This is a genomic window from Azospirillum sp. OGB3, from assembly GCF_014192915.1.
Taxonomy (GTDB): Bacteria; Pseudomonadota; Alphaproteobacteria; order Azospirillales; family Azospirillaceae; genus Azospirillum.
In genome coordinates this window covers 429281-447982 of the sequence record NZ_JACHYN010000004.1, presented here as the reverse complement: position 1 = coordinate 447982, position 18702 = coordinate 429281, and the positions used below count along the sequence as shown (strand labels likewise).

At 68.5% G+C, this 18702-nt stretch carries 19 protein-coding genes; 4 read left to right on the top strand and 15 right to left on the bottom strand.

Annotation, left to right across the window (positions count from 1 at the left end):
• Window positions 1-2: 2 nt before the first annotated feature.
• The 3 genes from FHW79_RS12200 to FHW79_RS12190 all read right to left on the bottom strand — a co-directional run bounded on the left by FHW79_RS12200 (window position 3) and on the right by FHW79_RS12190 (window position 3155).
• A complete protein-coding gene (locus FHW79_RS12200; RefSeq protein WP_183179152.1) occupies window positions 3-1976 on the bottom strand; it encodes a methyl-accepting chemotaxis protein in 1974 nt (657 codons plus the stop codon).
• Between the two features lie 90 nt (window positions 1977-2066).
• Window positions 2067-2720: a chemotaxis protein CheC gene (locus tag FHW79_RS12195; RefSeq protein WP_183179151.1), complete on the bottom strand. Its 654-nt coding sequence runs from the start codon at window positions 2718-2720 to the stop codon at window positions 2067-2069.
• Between the two features lie 27 nt (window positions 2721-2747).
• The gene (locus FHW79_RS12190; RefSeq protein ID WP_183179150.1) at window positions 2748-3155 is read right to left on the bottom strand and encodes a response regulator transcription factor; all 408 of its coding nucleotides are present in this window, start codon (window positions 3153-3155) and stop codon (window positions 2748-2750) included.
• A 195-nt stretch (window positions 3156-3350) separates the two neighbouring features.
• Between FHW79_RS12190 and FHW79_RS12185 the strand changes: the two genes are divergently transcribed.
• Window positions 3351-3977: a MarC family protein gene (locus FHW79_RS12185; RefSeq protein ID WP_348984124.1), complete on the top strand. Its 627-nt coding sequence runs from the start codon at window positions 3351-3353 to the stop codon at window positions 3975-3977.
• A 22-nt stretch (window positions 3978-3999) separates the two neighbouring features.
• Window positions 4000-4863, top strand: a complete 864-nt coding sequence (locus tag FHW79_RS12180; protein WP_183179148.1) for an aldose 1-epimerase family protein — start codon at window positions 4000-4002, stop codon at window positions 4861-4863.
• A gap of 15 nt (window positions 4864-4878) precedes the next feature.
• Here the strand turns inward: FHW79_RS12180 and gltA are convergent, their stop codons facing one another.
• Complete coding sequence (gltA, locus tag FHW79_RS12175; protein ID WP_183179147.1) at window positions 4879-6219, bottom strand: citrate synthase; 1341 nt, start codon at window positions 6217-6219, stop codon at window positions 4879-4881.
• Window positions 6220-6342: 123 nt separating this feature from the next.
• Complete coding sequence (locus FHW79_RS12170; RefSeq protein ID WP_183179146.1) at window positions 6343-6810, bottom strand: flavodoxin family protein; 468 nt, start codon at window positions 6808-6810, stop codon at window positions 6343-6345.
• Window positions 6811-6859: 49 nt separating this feature from the next.
• Between FHW79_RS12170 and FHW79_RS12165 the strand changes: the two genes are divergently transcribed.
• Complete coding sequence (locus FHW79_RS12165; protein ID WP_247884316.1) at window positions 6860-7426, top strand: AAA family ATPase; 567 nt, start codon at window positions 6860-6862, stop codon at window positions 7424-7426.
• Here FHW79_RS12165 and FHW79_RS12160 read toward each other — a convergent pair.
• From FHW79_RS12160 to glpD, 9 genes are all read right to left on the bottom strand, one after another.
• Window positions 7416-8189, bottom strand: a complete 774-nt coding sequence (locus FHW79_RS12160) for a glucose 1-dehydrogenase (protein ID WP_183179144.1) — start codon at window positions 8187-8189, stop codon at window positions 7416-7418. The genes FHW79_RS12165 and FHW79_RS12160 overlap by 11 nt on opposite strands.
• A gap of 12 nt (window positions 8190-8201) precedes the next feature.
• A complete protein-coding gene (glpK, locus tag FHW79_RS12155) occupies window positions 8202-9707 on the bottom strand; it encodes a glycerol kinase GlpK (RefSeq protein WP_183179143.1) in 1506 nt (501 codons plus the stop codon).
• Between the two features lie 179 nt (window positions 9708-9886).
• Complete coding sequence (locus tag FHW79_RS12150; protein ID WP_183179142.1) at window positions 9887-11641, bottom strand: ABC transporter substrate-binding protein; 1755 nt, start codon at window positions 11639-11641, stop codon at window positions 9887-9889.
• A gap of 58 nt (window positions 11642-11699) precedes the next feature.
• Window positions 11700-11993, bottom strand: a complete 294-nt coding sequence (locus FHW79_RS12145) for a DUF2160 domain-containing protein (RefSeq protein ID WP_014242528.1) — start codon at window positions 11991-11993, stop codon at window positions 11700-11702.
• 19 nt (window positions 11994-12012) lie between these two features.
• Window positions 12013-12810, bottom strand: coding sequence for a carbohydrate ABC transporter permease (locus FHW79_RS12140; RefSeq protein WP_014242527.1), 798 nt, complete (start codon window positions 12808-12810; stop codon window positions 12013-12015).
• 15 nt (window positions 12811-12825) lie between these two features.
• Entirely contained in the window at window positions 12826-13710 is an 885-nt protein-coding gene (locus FHW79_RS12135; RefSeq protein ID WP_183179141.1) for a sugar ABC transporter permease, read from the bottom strand.
• Complete coding sequence (locus tag FHW79_RS12130) at window positions 13710-14798, bottom strand: ABC transporter ATP-binding protein (RefSeq protein ID WP_183179140.1); 1089 nt, start codon at window positions 14796-14798, stop codon at window positions 13710-13712. The genes FHW79_RS12135 and FHW79_RS12130 overlap by 1 nt, the downstream gene beginning before the upstream one ends.
• 16 nt (window positions 14799-14814) lie before the next feature.
• Entirely contained in the window at window positions 14815-15918 is a 1104-nt protein-coding gene (locus FHW79_RS12125; RefSeq protein ID WP_040136345.1) for an ABC transporter ATP-binding protein, read from the bottom strand.
• 80 nt (window positions 15919-15998) lie between these two features.
• On the bottom strand, window positions 15999-17540 hold the full coding sequence (gene glpD, locus FHW79_RS12120) for a glycerol-3-phosphate dehydrogenase (protein ID WP_183179139.1): 1542 nt from the start codon (window positions 17538-17540) through the stop codon (window positions 15999-16001).
• Between the two features lie 210 nt (window positions 17541-17750).
• Between glpD and FHW79_RS12115 the strand changes: the two genes are divergently transcribed.
• On the top strand, window positions 17751-18356 hold the full coding sequence (locus FHW79_RS12115) for a DedA family protein (RefSeq protein ID WP_183179138.1): 606 nt from the start codon (window positions 17751-17753) through the stop codon (window positions 18354-18356).
• 31 nt (window positions 18357-18387) lie between these two features.
• Here FHW79_RS12115 and FHW79_RS12110 read toward each other — a convergent pair whose 3' ends face one another.
• Complete coding sequence (locus tag FHW79_RS12110; RefSeq protein WP_183179137.1) at window positions 18388-18591, bottom strand: DUF3008 family protein; 204 nt, start codon at window positions 18589-18591, stop codon at window positions 18388-18390.
• Window positions 18592-18702: the final 111 nt, after the last annotated feature.

Sequence of the window (18702 nt, the reverse complement as noted above, 5' to 3'; positions counted from 1 at the left end):
GGTTAGCCGGCCCCTTGCAGTTCTTCGGCCATGGCGGCGATCTCCTCGATGGCGGCCGCCAGTTCCTCGGCACCCTTCGCCTGCTCCCGCGCGGCTTTCGCCGCTTCGTTGGCGGAGCGGTTGGCCTGATTGGCCGCGGCGGCGACCTGCTCCACGCCCTTCTGCGCCTCCACCACGGCGCGCTGCACCTCGTCGGCGTTCTCGACGATCTCGCGGCTGCCGGAGGTCACGGAGCGCAGGTCGGCGATGGCGGCGGCGAGGCTGCTGGCGAACTCCTGGTGGCGGACGGATTGACGCGCCGTCTCGCTCCCGATGTCCTCGATGTCGCGGCGGACGCGCCCGATCTGGTCCTGGATGGCGTGGACGATGTCCTTGACCCGCTCGACATTTTCCGAGCTGTCGCGGGCGAGGTTGCGGATATCGTTGCTGACGACGGTGAAGCCGCGACCGAACTCCCCGGCCCGCGCAGCCTCGATGGAGCCGCTGACCGCCAGCATACCGGTCTGGATGGCGATGATCGAGATGGCGTCAACCACCTTGTCGATGCGCCGCCCGATCTGCTCCATGGCGCCGATCCGCTCGACCGTGCGGCGGCTGGCAGCCACCGCCTCGCCCACCCCGGTGGTCAGGGCGCCCACCATGTCCTGCGTCTCGGTCAGCAGCGCCTCCAGCCCGACGCAACGCTGAAGCGCCTCTTCGGCGCGGCTGTGGCTGAGCCGGGCGCTGGCCTCGATCTCCGCGATGGCGCTGCTCGACTGGTGGGTCGCCGCCCCCTGGGCCTGGGCGCCGCGGGAGATTTGGGTGATCGCCGCCATGATCTGGGCGGCGGCGCGGTTGATTTCCTCGATGGCGGCGGAAAGCTGCTCGGCGGCGGAGGCGAGGTCACTGGCGGCGCGGTGGACATCGGTGCTGCCGGTCAGCTCGTCGGCGAGATCGGACAGCTGGCCGGCGGCCTGCTCACTCTGGGCCAGCGCCTTGGCCTGCTCGCCGACCGTCTTCAGCGCCTCCTCGCTCGCCGCCGCCTGCTCCTCCGCGGCGGAGGCCACGCTTTCGGCGCCGCGTTGCGCCTCACGTCCGGCGGAATCGGCCTCCAACGCGGCCTTGATGGTGTCCTGCGCGCCGCGGGCGATGTCCCCCATGCCGTCACGGACCCGGTCGAGCTGGCCGGCGATCTGGCGGCCCCGCTCCACCTCAGCCTTGGATGCATCGGCGCCGGCCACGATGCTCTCCGCGATGGCGCCGACCGCCTCCTGAATCTGGACGACCATGCGGTTGATTTCGTTGGCGGACCGCTCAGACCGCTCGGCCAGGGCCTGCACCTCGTCGGCCACCACGGCGAAGCCGCGCCCGGCGTCGCCGGCACGGGCGGCCTCGATGGCAGCGTTCAGCGCCAGGAGGTTGGTCTGATCGGCCATGACCGCCACCCCCTCGACGATGGTGCCGATCTCCGCCGCCTGCCGCTCCAGGTCGCGGACCAGGCCGACCGCGGCTTCCTGCCGCGCGGCGGCGCGGACCAGCCCATCGACGGAGCTGAGAATCTGGCCGCTGACGTCCTTCATCAGCGCCTGCAGCGCCTCGATGCGGGACAGCGAGGATTCCGCGTTGCTGCGCGCCCGCCCGATCAGGCTGGCGCTGCGGTCGATCATCCGCTGCGACTGCTGGGTGGCGCTGGCCGCCTCCTCCGCGCCGGCGGCCACCTGTTCCATCGCCTTGCGCAATTCCTCCGCGGCGGCGGCGGCCTGGGTCACGCCGCTGGCCAACTCGTTCGACGCGGCGGCGATGCCCTCCGCCGCCTTGCGCCGCCGGTTCCCGGCGCGGGCGCGCCGCCGCACCTCCGCCGCGCGGCGGGTCGACAGGGCGTTGTCGGCCGGACCGGGCAGAGCGTCGTCGTTGGCAAGCGCGACCGCATCCTCGCCGATGTCCGCGTTGCGGGAGGCGTTCGCCGTGTCGATCCGCTTCTTCTTGACCAAGGCCATGATCCTAAACCCCTTGCCCCGTGAACCCGTGCGTCTTCGTCGGAGGCTCTTGTTGATTGGCTTGCGTTGACTGCTGGAGGCTCCCGGGCCTCAGGCCAGCACCCGGCCGATGTAGCGCCCGATCGCCGCCTTCAGTTCCGCCGCCGATCCGGCGTCGAGCGCCAGGACGACGGTCCCCTCGACGTCGTGGGGCGGAGTCCGGAAGGTGACGTGGAACAGGATCGCCTGCGCCTGCGCCGTCAGGACGACGCCGCAGCGTTCCAGAAGGTCGTCCCCCGCGCCGCGCAGGACCTGCGGCAGGGTGGTGCCGATCGCGACGCCCAGCAGGTTCCCCATGGAGGACAGGCAGCTGTTCAGGACGATGTTCCCCACCTCCGCCAGCGCCTCCTCCACCAGCTCCGCCGCGTCCTCCTTGGGGACGCCGGGCGGCAGGGCGGCGGCGGCGAGCGGGAGGCCGCTGCGTTCCGGCATCAGAAGGATGGCCGAGCCGAGAAAGGCGCCGGACAGACACTCCGTTACGGCGATCAACGCCCCCGGCAGCGTCGACCGAAGCAGGCCCGACACCCGGTCGCCGGGGACGAGGCTGACCATCGGCACGGAGATCTCCACCGGCCCGCCGATCATCCGGCTGAGCGCGGTGGACGCTCGGGCCACGCCGATGTTGCCGAGCTCCGTCAGCGCGTCGCGCTCCAGCTCGTCCAGATCGAAGCCGGCCGGGTCAATGCCCATGGTGGTCGTGTCCATCAGCGGGCGCCGGCCGGACCGTGCCGATCATCCAATGCCCCCGCCGGCACCATCGCTGGACGACGGGCGGCGCGGCAGGCTGGCGGCGGTGAGGAAGCGGGCCATCTGTTCCTCTTCCAGCGGCTTGGGCATGAAGGCGGCGCCCAGCGCGCGGATGCCGGAGACCACCGAATCCTGGGCGTTGGCCGTGATGATGGCGACGCGGATGTCCGGCTTCGCCTGCAGCAGACGGGCGGCGGCCTCCAGGCCGTTGTCGCCCGGCATGTTGAAGTCGATTATGGCGATATGGATATCACTTTCGTCTAGTTTTCCATAAAGCTCGACGCTGTTCGCCGCTTCGATGACCGTCCAATCCGGCTTATTCCGAAGTATTATGCCGCGGACATGCATGCGGGACAGCTTGCTGTCGTCCACGACGATTACGGTCTTGCTCAACGCCTGTGCTCCGGGAGGGGAGAAAATTTGAATTGTGAAGTGATTATAACCACGTCTACGCCGTGCGCCAGCATGGATTGCGGTCCGCAATCAGCGTTTTTCGGCGTCCCTTCCGACGTGGCTCCCCTTGGCCGCCCACAGTGGCTTTGCTAACAAAGGACGACAAACAGGGTCATGCCGTCCGGGGTTCCGTCCGTGGAAGATTTCATCAGCGCGCTCGTGGTGTTTCTCGTCGTGGTCGATCCGATCGGGCTGGTCCCGATCTACCTCGGCCTGACCCGTGGCTTTGACAGCCGGCGCAAGCGCACCATCGCGCTGCGCGGCCCGCTGATCAGCTTCGCCATCATCGTCTTCTTCGCCTATCTGGGCGAGCTGGTGCTGAACGCCCTGTCCATCGGCATGCCCGCCTTCCGCATTGCCGGTGGCGCGCTGCTGTTCTGGATCGCCTTCGAAATGCTGTTCCAGCGCCGGGCCGAGCGCAAGGAGCGCACCGCCGACGACGCCCGGACGGAGGAGGAGGCCCACGACCTCGCCGTCTTCCCGCTGGCGATCCCGCTGATCGCCGGGCCGGGAGCCATCACCTCCACGCTGTTGCTGATGGACCGCTACGGCGCGACGCTGGCCGGCCAGGGCCTGGTGCTGGGCGCCGCCGCGGTGGCCGTGGGCAGCGTCATGGCGCTGCTGGTCGTCGCCGATCTGGTGAACAGGCTGCTCGGCCGCACGGTGATCCACACGGTCAGCCGCGTGCTGGGCATCGTCCTGGCGGCGCTGGCCGCCCAAACGATCATCGAAGGCATCACAGCCATCTACCCGCCCCATTGATCCCCAGGAAGGACCTCGTCTCATGGACCGGCACACGCTCAGCAACGGGCGCCTCGGCGCTGCGATCAAGGCCGATGGGGCGGAGCTGTGCTCCTTGACCCTCGACGGGCGGGAGCTGCTGTGGCAGGCCGGTCCGGAATGGCCGCGCCACGCGCCGGTGCTGTTCCCCATCGTCGGGCGGCTGAAGGACGACACGCTGCGCCACCGTGGCCGGACCTACCGCATGACACAGCATGGCTTCGCCCGCGACCGCCGTTTCGCTTGGGAGGAGCACACCGCCACCCGCTGCCGCCTGTCTCTGTCCGACGACGCGCAGACGCGTGCGATCTATCCCTTCGCCTTCACGCTGGAACTGGTCTTCGAGCTGGACGCGGACGGGCTGACCATCCGCCACCGCATCACCAATCCAGGCGATGAGGCGCTGCCCGCCTCGCTTGGCGTGCATCCGGCCTTCCTCTGGCCGTTGCAGGACGGTGTGCCGAAGGAGGCGCATGACCTTCTTTTCGAAACCGACGAGCCCGCGCCGATCCGCCGCGTCGAGGGCGGCCTGCTGGCACCGCAGCCGGAGCCGACGCCCGTCGAGGGCCGCCGCCTGCTGTTGGACGAGGGGCTGTTCACGCGGGACGCGGTGATCCTCGACCGGCCGGCCAGCCGCTTCGTCCGCTACGGCGCGCCCGGCACGCCGACCATCACCGTCTCGTGGGACGGTTTCCAAGAGCTGGGCATCTGGTCGAAGCCGGCCGGCGCGCCCTTCCTGTGCATCGAGCCCTGGCACGGCCACGCCTCCCCGGCGGACTTCGACGGGGAGTTCGCGGACAAGCCGGGGCTTCTGCATCTCGCCCCCGGAGCGATGCGGGAGCTGAGCTACCGCATCGCCGTGGGGTAAGGGACCGGCCTTCCGTCAGCCGCGCTTGTTCAGCGGAACGAAGGCGCGGCCCGGATTGCCGGTGTAGAGCTGGCGGGGACGCCCGATCTTCTGCTGCGGGTCCTCGATCATCTCCTGCCACTGGGAAATCCAGCCGACGGTGCGGGCCAGCGCGAACAGCACGGTGAACATGCTGGTCGGGAAGCCCATCGCCTTCAGGATGATGCCGGAATAGAAGTCGACGTTGGGATACAGCTTCTTCTCGACGAAGTAGGGGTCCTCCAGCGCAATCTTCTCCAGCTCCATCGCGATGGCGAGGTGCGGCTCATCCTTGATGCCCAGCACGTCCAGAACCTCGTAGCAGGTCTGGCGCATGATCTTGGCGCGGGGGTCGTAGTTCTTGTAGACCCGGTGGCCGAAGCCCATCAGGCGGAAGGGATCGTTCTTGTCCTTGGCCCGCTTGATGAATTCGGGGATGCGCTCGACGGAGCCGATCTCCTCCAGCATCAGCAGCACGGCCTCGTTGGCACCGCCGTGCGCCGGACCCCACAGCGCCGCGATGCCCGAGGCGATGCAGGCGAAGGGGTTGGCGTGCGACGAGCCGGCCAGCCGCACCGTAGAGGTCGAGGCGTTCTGCTCGTGGTCGGCGTGCAGGATGAAGATCTTGTCCATGGCGCGGGCCAGGACCGGATCGACCTTCCAGGTCTCGCAGGGCGTCCCGAAGGTCATGTAGAGGAAGTTTTCCGCGTAGCTGAGGTCGTTGCGCGGGTACATGAAGGGCTGGCCGACCGAATACTTGTAGGCCATGGCGGCCATGGTCGGCATCTTGGCGATCAGCCGGTGCGCGGCGATCATCCGCTGGCGCGGGTCGAGGATGTCCGTCGAGTCGTGGTAGAAGGCCGACAGCGCGCCGGTCACCCCGCACATCACCGCCATGGGGTGGGCGTCGCGGCGGAACCCGCTGTAGAAGCGGCTCAACTGTTCGTGCACCATGGTGTGGTAGGTGATGGTGCGCTCAAAATCCTCCTTCTGCTGCGGATTCGGCAGCTCGCCGCGCAGCAGCAGGTGGCAGACCTCCAGGTAATCGCAGTTCTCCGCCAGATCCTGGATGGCGTAGCCGCGGTGCAGGAGGATGCCTTCGTCACCGTCGATGTAGGTGATCGCCGACTCGCAGCTCGCCGTGGAGGTGAAGCCGGGATCGAAGGTGAAATAGCCGGTTTCCGCGTAGAGCTTGCGCACGTCGATGGCGCGCGGGCCGGTTTCGCCTTCCAGCAGCGGCAGCTTGACGGTTCTTCCGGTCGTGTCGTCGGTGACCGTGATGGTCCCGACCTGCTTGACCTCGCCGCGCCAGACCGGCCGGCCCTTGCTGCTCTCCATCGGCCCCTCCTTATGCACGCGTCATCGGGCGTGACGCTGTTTCGTTGCACGTAGGAGACTGTATGAAAGGGGGGTGTCGTCAATAGCACTCCCGATAGATGCCACTCCGCCGGGCATAGGCCATCAGAAGATCCCCGCCTCCAGCCCGGCGGCCATCAGCAGCCCCAGCTCCTCGCAGGAGGCGGCGAAATCGTCGCGGTACGGGCCGCGGCAGACCAGCGGTTCCTGCACCGGGCGCCAGCGCAGCCCTGTCGCGATGGAGGCGACGGCGCGGCAGGTCCCCGTCCCGTCATGGCCCGCCCGGACGAACAGCGCGTAGGGCAGCCCCTGCGTGCGCTCCAGACAGGGATAATAGCTGCGGTCGAAGAAATCCTTGAGCGCCCCGCTCATATAGCCCAGATTCTCAGTCGTCCCGAGGATCACGCCCTGCGACTCCAGCACGTCCTCCGGCCCGGTCTCCAGCGGCGGTTTCGCCACCACCTCCACCCCCTGCACCTCCGGCGAGCGCGCCCCACGCAGCACGGCGTCCAGCAGCGCCCGCGTGTTGGGCGACGGGCAATGGGCGACGACGAGGAGGCGTTTGGGCGGCATGATTCGTCCTTTCCACGGCGACTGTATCAACAACACGGGAAGACGTCCCATGAGCGAAGACGCGCGCCGCTTCGTCGTCGTCACGGGTGGCCCCGGCTCTGGAAAGAGTACCCTGATCGACGCGCTGGCCCGCGAAGGCTACGCCCACAGCGTGGAGGCGGGCCGCGCCATCATCCAGGACCAGACCGCCATCGGCGGCCCGGCCCGGCCCTGGATCGACCCGCCGGCCTTCGCGGAACTGATGCTGTGCTGGGAACTGCGCTCCCTCCGCCTCGCGCGGGAGCATGCGGGAACCGTCTTCTTCGACCGCGGCATCCCAGACGTCATCGGTTATCTGCGCCTGATGAAGCGCCCGGTGCCCGCGCATCTGGAGACGGCGGCCCGGCGCTTCCGCTACCACTGGACCGTTTTCATCGCTCCGCCTTGGCCCGAAATCTTCACGCAGGATGCCGAGCGCCGGCAAAGCCTGTCCGAAGCCGTGGCGACCCACGACGCGATGGCCGAAACCTATCGCCGGCTTGGCTACGAACTGGTCGAATTGCCGAAGGCGCCGGTGGCGGAGCGGGTGCGCTTCGTCCTGGAGCGGCTGGCGGCGCCGGGTCCGCTCACGCCATGAGTTGGCCGCCGTTCACCTCGATGACTTGCCCGGTGATGTAGCCGCTGAGCGCCTCGGACGCCAGGAACAGATAGGCGCCGACGCAGTCCTCAGCCGTGCCCAGCCGGCCCAGCGGGATGCGCGCCGCCGTCGCCGCCAGCTTCTCCGGCGAGGAGTAGCGCTGGTGGAAATCGGTGTCGATGGTGCCGGGCGAGACGGCGTTGACGCGGATGCGGTCCGGCGCCAGCTCCGCCGCCAGGGAGCGGGTGAAGGTCGACACGAAGGCCTTCGACGCGCTGTAGATCGAGGAGCCGGGGCTGCCCCCGGTCCGGGCGGAGATGGAGACGGTGTTGACGATGGCCCCGCCCCCGGCGGCGCGCAAGGCCGGCAGGGCGCGCCGGCAGGCCACGACGACGGAGCGCAGGTTGAGGTCGATCACCTCGTCCAGAAAATCGTCGCCGATCCGCTCCAGCGGCACCCGCCCGACCATGGTGCCGGCGTTGTTGACGAGGATGTCCAGCCCGCCCAGCGCCTGCACCGCCGCGTCCACCGCCGACTCCACGGCACGCGGGTCGCGGAAGTCGCCGCTGACGGCATAGACCTCCGTCCCGCCCGCCGTGAGGGCGAGCGCCAGCCGGGCCGCCGCATCACCATTGCCTGATCCGTGGAGCGCCACCCGCGCGCCCAGACTGGCGAAGGCGGTGCCCACCGCCGCCCCGATGCCCCGGCTGCTGCCGGTCACCAGCACGCGCTTGCCGCGCAGATCCTCGCCCAACAGAGTCATGGTTCCCGTCCCTCAGCGTTCGCGGCGCACGCGGCGCACGGCGTCCAGCCAGCCGTCGTAAAGGCGGGCGCGCTTGGCCGCGTCCATCCGCGGCTCGAACCGGCGGTCGCGGCGCCAGGCGCCGGCGAGTGCGGCCTGATCACGGTAGACCCCGGCCTTCAGCCCGGCCAGCCCGGCGGCGCCCAGCGCGGTCGTCTCGATCACCGCCGGGCGTTCCACCGGCAGGTCCAGCACGTCGGCCAGGAACTGGCACAGCCAGTCGTTCGCCGCCATGCCACCGTCCACCCGCAGCGCGTCGGAGGTAGCCATGTGCGAGGCCGACCAGTCGGAAACCATGGCGTCGCGCAGGTCGCGCGTCTGGAAGGCCACGGCCTCCAGCGCGGCGCGGGCGATGTGGGCCGGGCCGGCGTCCAGCGTCAGGCCGAAGATGGCGGCGCGGGCCTCCGGGTCCCAGTGGGGGGCGCCCAGGCCCACGAAGGCCGGCACCAGATAGACGCCGTGGCTGTCCGGAACGCGGGTCGCCATGTCGTCGGTCTGGGAAGCGTGGGTGATGATCCCCAGCCCGTCGCGCAGCCACTTGATGGCCGCACCGGCGATGAAAATGGAGCCCTCCAGCGCGTAGGTCGTCCGCCCGTCCAGCCGGTAGGCGACGGTGGTCAGCATGTTGGAGCGCGATTCCACCGGCTCGCCGCCGGTGTTCAGCAGGGCGAAGCAGCCGGTGCCGTAGGTGGACTTGACCATCCCCGGCTCGAAGCAGGCCTGCCCGAAGGTCGCCGCCTGCTGGTCGCCGGCGATGCCGGTGATCGGGATGGCGCGGCCCAGCAGGTCCGGCTCCGTCGCTCCGAACTCGGCGCTGCTGTCCAGCACCTCCGGCATCATGGCGCGGGGGATGCGGAACAGGGCGAGAAGCTCGTCGTCCCAGTCCTGGCGGTGGATGTCGAAGACCATGCTGCGCGAGGCGTTGGTCGCGTCGGTGGCGTGCACCCGCCCGCCGGTCAGCCGGTGCAGCAGAAAGCTGTCGATGGTGCCGAAGCACAGCTCGCCCCGCTCCGCCCGCTCCCGCGCGCCGGGGACATGGTCGAGAATCCAGGCGATCTTGGTGGCGGAGAAATAGGAATCGATCAGCAGCCCGGTCTTGCGCCGGACCAGCGGTCCGCAGCCCTCCTCCACCAGCTTGCGGCAGAGGTCGGACGTGCGGCGGTCCTGCCAGACGATGGCGCGGTGCACCGGCTCGCCGGTGCGGCGGTCCCAGACGACGGTGGTTTCGCGCTGGTTGGTGATGCCGATGGCGGCGATGTCCGGCGCGCCCAGTCCGGCTTCCGCCACGGCTTCCCGCATCACCGCCACGGTGTCGCGCCAGATGTCCTCCGGATCGTGCTCCACCCAGCCGTCGGCGGGATAATGCTGCGCGAATTCGCGCCGGGCCACCCCGGCGGGAACGCCCCGCCGGTCGAAGACGATGGCGCGGGTGGAGGTGGTCCCCTGGTCGATGGCGAGGACGTGGCCGGCTTCAGGCATGGTCTTTCCTATGGTCTTTCTTCTTTCCCCTCTCCCGTCCCGGGAGAGGGAGGGACCCACGCGTTAGCGTGGGAGGGTGAGGGTACTGGCAAGGATCAGCACCTTGATCCTCGAACGACCCTCACCCGGCCCTTCGGGCCACCCTCTCCCGGGACGGGAGAGGGATTCAAGTCATCGCATCACTGCGCCATGGCGGCCTTCTTCGGCGGCGAGGCCGGCCAGGACTTGATGAGCTGGTCGTAGTCCACCGTCTCGCCCTTGGGCTTCTCGTTGGACAGCTTGCGCTGCGGCGCGGTGGTGCCGTCCTTCTCGGCCTTGGCGAACCAGAACTCCGCCGACTCCTTCTTGTTCAGCTTCGGCCCGCATTCGCCCTGCACGCCCGACCGCTCCAGCCGCTCCATCACGGAGTCCTGGGCCGCGGCCAGCGCGTCCATGGCCGCCTGCGGCGTCTTGGCGCCCGAGGAGGCGTCGCCGATGTTCTGCCACCAGAGCTGCGCCAGCTTCGGATAGTCGGGGATGTTCACGCCGGTCGGCGTCCACTGCACGCGGGCGGGCGAGCGGTAGAACTCGATCAGGCCGCCCAGCTTCGGCGCGCGCTCCGTGAAGCTCTTGTCCCAGATGTCGCTTTCGCGGATGAAGGTCAGGCCGACATGGCTCTTCTTCAGGCTGACGGACTTCGACACGGTGAACTGGGCGTAGAGCCACGCGGCCTTGCGGCGGTCCACCGGCGTGGACTTCAGAAGCGTCCAGGACCCGGCGTCCTGATAGCCGAGCTTCATGCCGTCCTTCCAGTAGGCGCCCTTGGGCGAGGGGGCCATGCGCCATTTCGGCGTGCCGTCGGCGTTCACCACCGGCAGGCCGTCCTTCACCATGTCGGCGGTGAAGGCGGTGTACCAGAACATCTGCTGCGCGACGTTGCCCTGCGCCGGCACCGGGCCGGATTCGCTGAAGGTCATGCCGGCGGCCTGCGGCGGCGCGTATTTCTTCAGCCAGTCCACGTACTTGATGATGGAATAGACGGCGGCCGGGCCGTTGGTGTCGCCGCCGCGCTCGACCGAGGAACCGACCGGGCGGCAACCTTCCATGCGCACGCCCCACTCGTCCACCGGCTTGCCGTTCGGAATGCCCTTGTCGCCGTTTCCGGCCATGGAAAGCCACGCGTCGGTGAAGCGCCAGCCCAGCGACGGGTCCTTCTTGCCGTAGTCCATGTGGCCGTAGACCTTGACGCCGTCGATCTCCTTCACGTCGTTGGTGAAGAACTCGGCGATGTCCTCATAGGCGGACCAGTTGACGGGCACGCCCAGTTCGTAGCCGTACTTGGCCTTGAACTTCTCCTTCAGGTCCGGGCGCTGGAACCAGTCGTAGCGGAACCAGTAGAGGTTGGCGAACTGCTGGTCGGGAAGCTGGTAGAGCTTGCCGTCCGGACCGGTGCCGAAGGATTTGCCGATGAAGTCGTTCACGTCCAGCGTGGGGGACGTGACGTCCTTGCCCTCCCCCTCCATCCAGTCGCTGAGCGCCACGGCCTGCTTGTAGCGGAAATGGGTGCCGATCAGGTCGCTGTCGTTGATCCAGGCGTCGTAGATGTTCTTGCCGGACTGCATCTGCGTCTGGATCTTCTCGACCACGTCGCCTTCCTGGATCAGGTCGTGGCGCAGCTTGATGCCGGTGATCTCGCTGAAGGCCTTGGCCAGCGTCCGGGCTTCGTACTCATGGGTGGTGATGGTTTCGGAGACGACGTTGATCTCCATCCCGGCGAAGGGCTTGGCGGCGTCGATGAACCACTGCATTTCCTTCAGCTGATCCTCCTTCGACAGGGTCGAAGGCTGGAATTCGCTGTCGATCCAGCGCTTGGCCGCCTCGATGTCGGCGAAGGCCGGGGCCGATGACAGAAGAAGCGCCGCCGCGGATGCGGAGGCGAGATACAGGGTACGCATCGTTTATTCCTCCCGTTTCCATTGTTATAGGCCCGTTCCGGCCGACACAGGCCGGCCGTCACACCCAGCGGAAGACCGCCGCGGCGTAGAGAAGCGAAAGCGCGGTCGCGTAGTGCACCTCCCCGCCCACCAGCCCCAGCCAGGCGAGGTGGATGAAGGCGCTGCCGAGCAGCGTGATGAACAGCCGGTCGCCGCGCGTCGTGGTGATGCCGAGCACGCCGGGGCGTGCGACCTCCGGCCGGTTGAGCGCCAGGACGGTCAGCAGGGTCAGCAGCCCGGCGATGACGGCGAAGAAGGCGCCGGTCTGCCAGGTCCAGGCCATCCAGGCGAGATGTTCGGTGACGGTGTCCATGGCGGCGTCCTCCCTCCCGTCAGACGCGGCCCAGGGCAAAGCCCTTGGCGATGTAGTTGCGCACGAACCAGATCACCAGCGCGCCGGGCAGGATGGTCAGCACCCCCGCCGCGGCCAGCAGCCCCCAATCCATGCCGGAGGCCGAAACGGTGCGCGTCATCGTCGCCGCGATGGGCTTGGCGTCCACCGAGGTCAGCGTGCGCGCCAGCAGCAGCTCGACCCAGCTGAACATGAAGCAGAAGAAGGCGGTGACGCCGATCCCGCTGGCCACCAGCGGCATGAAGATCTTCACGAAGAAACGCGGAAAGCTGTAGCCGTCGAGATAGGCGGTCTCGTCGATCTCCCGCGGTACCCCGGACATGAAGCCCTCCAGAATCCACACTGCCAGCGGCACGTTGAACAGGCAGTGGGCCAGCGCCACGGCCAGCGGCGTGTCGAACAGCCCGATGGCCGAATAGAGGTTGAAGAAGGGCAGCGCGAAGACCGCCGCCGGGGCCATGCGGTTGGACAGCAGCCAGAAGAACAGGTGCTTGTCGCCGACGAAGCGGTAGCGCGAGAAGGCGTAGGCCGCCGGCAGGGCCAGCGCGATCGACAGCACCGTGTTCAGCGCCACATACTGCAGCGAGTTCAGGTAGCCCGAATACCAGGACGAATCGGTGAAGATGCGCCGGTAATTCTCGAAGGTCAGGGTGTGGGGCCACAGCGTCAGGCCGCTGACGATCTCGGTGTTCGTCTTCAGGCTCATGTTCACGAGCCAGTAGATCGGCAGCATCAGGAACAGGATGTAGAGCGTGAGGACGATCCGTGCGCGCAGCATGGCCCGTTTCCTTTGCTAATTCCGTTGCGCGTCCATGCGGGTCATGACCGTGTAGAAGACCCAGCAGACCGCCAGGATGATCAGGTTGTAGACGATGGACAGGGCCGCGGCCTTGCCCAGGTCGAACTGTCCCAGCGCCAGCTTGACGAGGTCGATCGACACGAAGGTGGTCGAGTTGCCGGGGCCGCCGCCGGTCACTACGAAGGGCTCGGTGTAGATCATGAAGCTGTCCATGAAGCGCAGCAGAACGGCGATCAGCAGGACCCGGTGCATCTTCGGCAACTGGATGTTGCGGAACACCGCCCAGCGCGACGCACCGTCGATCCGGGCCGCCTGATAGAAGGCGTCGGGGATGGAGCGCAGCCCGGCGTAGCAGAGCAGCGCCACCAGCGAGGTCCAGTGCCAGACGTCCATCGTCACGATGGTCACCCAGGCCGACAGCGGGTCCGCCGTGTAGTTGTAGGGGATGCCCAGCCGGTTGACCGCCCAGCCCAGCAGGCCGATGTCCTCGCGGGCGAAAATCTGCCAGATGGTGCCCACGACGTTCCACGGAATCAGCAGCGGCAGCGCCAGCACCACCAGAGTCGCCGCCACCCGCCAGCCATGGCGCGGCATGCTCAGCGCCACGGCGACGCCCAGCGGCACTTCGATCAGCAGGATCAGCAGCGAGAACAGCAGGTTGCGCCACAGCGCGTCGAAGAAGCGCCCGCCGAGGTCGGTGGAGGGGTCGAGAAGCTCCTGGTACCAGCCGATGCCGTTCCAGAAGAACTGGTTGTTCCCGAAGGTGTCCTGCACCGAGTAGTTGACCACCGTCATCAGCGGCAGGATGGCCGAGAAGGCGACGATCAGCAGAACCGGCAGGACCAGCAGCCATGCCCCCTGGTTGACGGGCTTGTCCATCACGCCGCCTCCCCTTCCACGAGCGTTCCGTCCGCGTAGACATGCACCATGGCAGGGTCGAGCAGCAGCGACGCCTCGTCCCCCGCCAGCGTCAGATCCTCCGGCACCGTCGCCGCCATCGGCAGGCCGGACAGTTCCACCCGCGCGATGCGCGTGCGCCCCAGATCGTCCAGCCGGCGCACCCTCACCGGCACGCCGCCGGCCCCGGCGGGGGCCAGCGTGGCGAACTCCGGCCGCACGCCGATCTCGATCTTTGCGCCGCCGTTCAGAGCGGGATAGCCGCGACGCAGCGCGATGACGTGCCCGCCGACCCGCGCCGCGCGGCCCGACACCTCCGCCGGCAGGACGTTCATGCCCGGCGATCCGATGAAATGGCCGACGAAGACGTGGGCGGGCCGTTCGAACAGCTCCTGCGGGCGGCCGACCTGGACGACGCGCCCGTCATGCATCACCACCACCTTGTCGGCGAAGGTCAGCGCCTCCGTCTGGTCGTGGGTCACGTAGATCATCGTCAGATCGAGCGCCCGGTGCAGCGCCTTCAGCTTAGACCGCAGCTCCCATTTCAGATGCGGGTCGATGACGGTCAGGGGCTCGTCGAACAGGATGGCCGCCACGTCCGGACGGACCAGCCCGCGCCCCAGCGAGATCTTCTGCTTGGCGTCGGCGGTCAGGTTCCGCCCGCGCCGGTTCAGGTCCGCCGTCAGGTCGAGCAGCCCGGCGATCTCGCGCACCCGCGCGTCGAGCGGCGCCCCGCGCAGGCCGCGGTTGCGCAGCGGAAAGGCGAGGTTCTCGTAGACCGTCATGGTGTCGTAGACGACCGGGAACTGGAAGACCTGGGCGATGTTGCGCGCCTCGGTCGGCAGGCCCGTCACGTCCTTGCCGTCGAACAGCACCCGCCCCTCGCTGGGGGTTAGCAGGCCGGAGATGATGTTCAGCAGCGTGGTCTTGCCGCAGCCCGACGGCCCGAGCAGCGCGTAGGCCCCGCCCTGCTCCCACACATGGGTCATCGGCTTCAGCGCGTAGTCGTCGTCGCCTTTGGGATTGGATAGGTAGCTGTGGCCGAGGGATTGAAGGTCGATGCGCGCCATGCCGTCCGCCCTCCCGTCACGCCGCCATGACCAGCGGCGGGGCCGCGGCCAGCCGCCCGTCATGGCCGAACACGAACAGCCGCCGCGGGTCGATGAAGCACTCGATCCGCTCGCCCGGCTCGACCTCCAGCACGCCCCGCGTAACGGCGACCCAGCGGTCGGTTCCGCCATCCGTGCGCGGCAGGTCGATGTGGACGAAGCTCTCCGAACCGGTGATCTCGCTGACCGCAACGGCCCCGCTCAAGGACATCGCGTCGGCGTGGGGCCGCGTCAGATGCAGGTGGTCGGCGCGGAAGCCGATGGTGTAGTCGTCGTCCGGCAGCTCCGCCAGGACGCCGCGCGCCGGACCGTGCTCGCCCGTCGCCAGCACGATCTGCAGGCCGCGCTTGTGCACCCGCATGGTGTTGAGCGGCGGGTCGGAGAAGACCCGCGCGCTGGTCAGGTTGGCCGGGCGGCGGTAGACGTCCGGGGTGCGCCCGAACTGCGCCAGCCGCCCCTCCCACAGCGTCGCCGTGTTGCCGCGCAGCAGAAGCGCCTCCGCCGGCTCCGTCGTCGCGTAGACGAAGACGGCACCGGTTGCGGCGAAGATCTTCGGCAGTTCCTCCCGCAACTCCTCGCGCAGCTTGTAGTCCAGGTTGGCCAGCGGCTCGTCGAGCAGGACGAGCTGCGCCTCCTTGACCAGCGCGCGGGCGATGGCGGTGCGCTGCTGCTGGCCGCCGGAGAGCTGCTGCGGCGTGCGCTGCAGGTAAGGCTCCAGCTTCAGCAGACGGGCGGCCTCCCGCACCTTGCGGTCGATCTCGTCCTTCGGCCGACGGGCCACCCGCAGGGGCGAGGCGATGTTCTCGTAGACGGTCAGGGAGGGGTAGTTGATGAACTGCTGGTAGACCATGGCGACGGAGCGTTCGCGGACATGCCGCCCCGTCACGTCCACCCCGTCCACCAGCACGCGCCCGGCGCTGGGCACGTCCAGGCCGGCCATCAGCCGCATCAGCGACGTCTTGCCCGACAGGGTCGGACCCAGCAGAACGTTCAGCGACCCGCGCTCCAGGCTCAGCGACACGTTCTCCAGATGAACGTGGCCGCCGACATGCCTGCTGACCTTGTCCAGAACCAAGCCCACCGGCCTTCCTCCCCAATATTCATTTTTTCTTTATTGAGATGGTTCTTGTCACCGTGTTTCCAGCCTGTTTTCCACGCCCGCTATTCGGCAGCGTCGGATGCCCTCTCCCTCCGGCTGCGCTCCTCGGTCATGAAGGTATCGAGCGCCTGAGCCTGGACAGCGTCCAGCCGCAGCCCCAGCTTGGTCCGGCGCCACAGCACGTCCTCGGCGGTCTCCGCCCATTCCTCCGTCATCAGATAGCGGACCTCGGCCTCGGTCAGGGTTCCGCCGAAATCGCGGCCCAGATCCTCCGGCCGCGCGGCGCTGTCAAGAATCCGGCGGGCGCGGGTGCCGTAGGTGCGCACCAGCCGCTCCAGATGGGGCTGCGTCAGGAAGGGCGCCCGCCCGCGCAGTTCGGCCACCAGTGCCGCAACGCCGTCCACCGGGAAATCGCCGCCCGGCAGGGTGCCGGCGCTGCTCCAGTCCGACGCTCCGGGTGCGAGCTTCGGCAGGAAAGGCGCGAGCTTGGCGATGGCCGCGTCGGCCAGGCGGCGGTAGGTGGTGATCTTGCCGCCGAAGATGTTGAGCAGCGCCGCCTTGCCGTCGCCCGGCGCGTCGAGCGCCAGCACATAGTCGCGGGTCGCCGCCTGCGCCGTCGAGGCGCCGTCGTCGTAGAGCGGGCGGACGCCGGAGTAGGTCCACACCACGTCGGCGGGCGTCACCGGCTTGGCGAAGTACTCTCCGGCGGCGGCGCAGAGATAGGCGATCTCCGCCTCCGACGCGCGGACATCCGCCGGATCGCCCTGGTAGTCGTTGTCGGTGGTGCCGATCAGGGTGAAGTCGCGCTCGTAGGGGATGGCGAAGACGATGCGCTTGTCGGCGTTCTGGAAGATGTAGCAGCGGTCGTGATCGAACAGCTTCGGCACCACGATGTGCGAGCCCTGGACCAGACGGATGCGCGCGTCCACCGTCGACCGCGCGCCCTGCCGCATCACCTCCGACACCCAGGGGCCGGCGGCGTTGACCAGCGCGCGGGCGCGGATGCTGCTGCGCCGGCCGCTACGCGTGTCCTCCACCGTCACGGTCCACAGCCCGTCCTCGCGGACGGCGCTCAGGAAACGGGTGCGGGTGCGGATCGCAGCACCCATGCGGGCGGCGTCCTGCGCGTTCAGCACCACCAGACGCGCGTCGTCGACCCAGCAATCCGAATATTCGAAGGCGCGACCGAAACCGGGCTTCAGCGGCTTTCCCGCCGGATCGCTGCCCAGATCGAGCCCGCGCGTGCCCGGCAGCTTCTCCCGCCCGCCGAGATGGTCATAGAGGAACAGGCCCAGCCGCAGGAACCAGGAGGGCCGCAGGCCGGGCAGATGGGGCAGGACGAAGCGCAGCGGCCAGATGATGTGCGGCGCAATGCGCCACAGCACCTCGCGCTCGCGCAGCGCCTCGCGGACCAGCCGGAACTCGTAATATTCCAGGTAGCGCAGGCCGCCGTGGATCAGCTTCGTCGAGGCCGAGGACGTGCCCGACGCCAGATCCTTCTGTTCGCACAGATAGACGGAGCAGCCCCGCCCCGCGGCATCGCGCGCGATGCCACAGCCGTTGATGCCGCCGCCGACGATGGCAAGGTCGTAGACCCCGGCCATCCATCCCTCCTCTCCGCTGTGCGCCCGCCCCTTGCGGTCTGCGCTTTTGTTTTCGCTTTAAACGGTAGCCGAGGGTTCGACGGGCCGCAATACGAAAAAAGTGAAAGCGATACGAAAGACGATGGTGCCCTCCCCCCTCCCTCGTTGGGAGAGGCGGTGAACTCCGGCAGCGCTGGCGGGTTATCCAGGCAACCGGAACCGGAGGACCGCGTGTTCGAGTGGATCACTGACTTGGTCGAAAGCGGCGGCTACGCCGGCATCGCGCTTCTGATGCTGCTGGAGAACGTCTTTCCGCCCATCCCATCGGAACTCATCATGCCGCTGGCCGGCTTCGTCGCGGCCCGCGGCGACCTCAGCCTGCCGCTGGTGGTGCTGGCGGGCACCGCGGGTTCGGTGGCGGGGGCGCTGTTCTGGTACTACGCCGGGCGGTGGCTGGGCAGTGAGCGGCTGAAGCGGCTGGCCGCCCGCCATGGCCGCTGGCTGACCGTGGCGCCCGCGCAGGTCGACGAGGCGACGGGCTGGTTCCGTCGGCACAGCGCGGCGTCGGTGCTGATCGGGCGGCTGATCCCGGCGGTGCGGACGCTGATCTCCGTTCCCGCCGGAATCGCCGGGATGGGTCTGACCCGCTTCCTGGTCTATTCGACCATCGGAACGGCGCTGTGGTCGCTGGTCCTGGCCGGCGCCGGCTACCTGCTGGAGGGCCAGTACGACAAGGTGGCCGGCTGGATGGACCCGGTGGCCAAGCTGGTCATCGCCGCCATCGCCGCCTGGTACGCCTACCGTGTCGCCACCTTCCGCCCGCAGGAGCAGAGCTGACGGGGGGCAGCCCCGTCAGTTGCCACGAACCTCAATCCTTCGCTTCGTCTTTCGAACTGCGGGTGGGCAAGTCCTTCCGCTTTGCGGATGCCATCTCCTGCAGTTCCTTTTCGCTCATCGATTTCGCCATCTCCTTCGAGGCGCCGCGCAGGCCGGATTCCGGCTGCTCCCCGCGCTTGGCGGCCAGCGCCGCGCCCGCGGCCATCTGCTGCTTCTTCGACTCCGCCTTGCTCATCCGATCCCTCCACCGGTGATGTGAACGCTCGTTCCATCAACAGCACGGGCGCGAAATCCGTTCAGCCGGACAACACTGCAACCTTTGATGACTCGTCGCGCTTCATCCGTG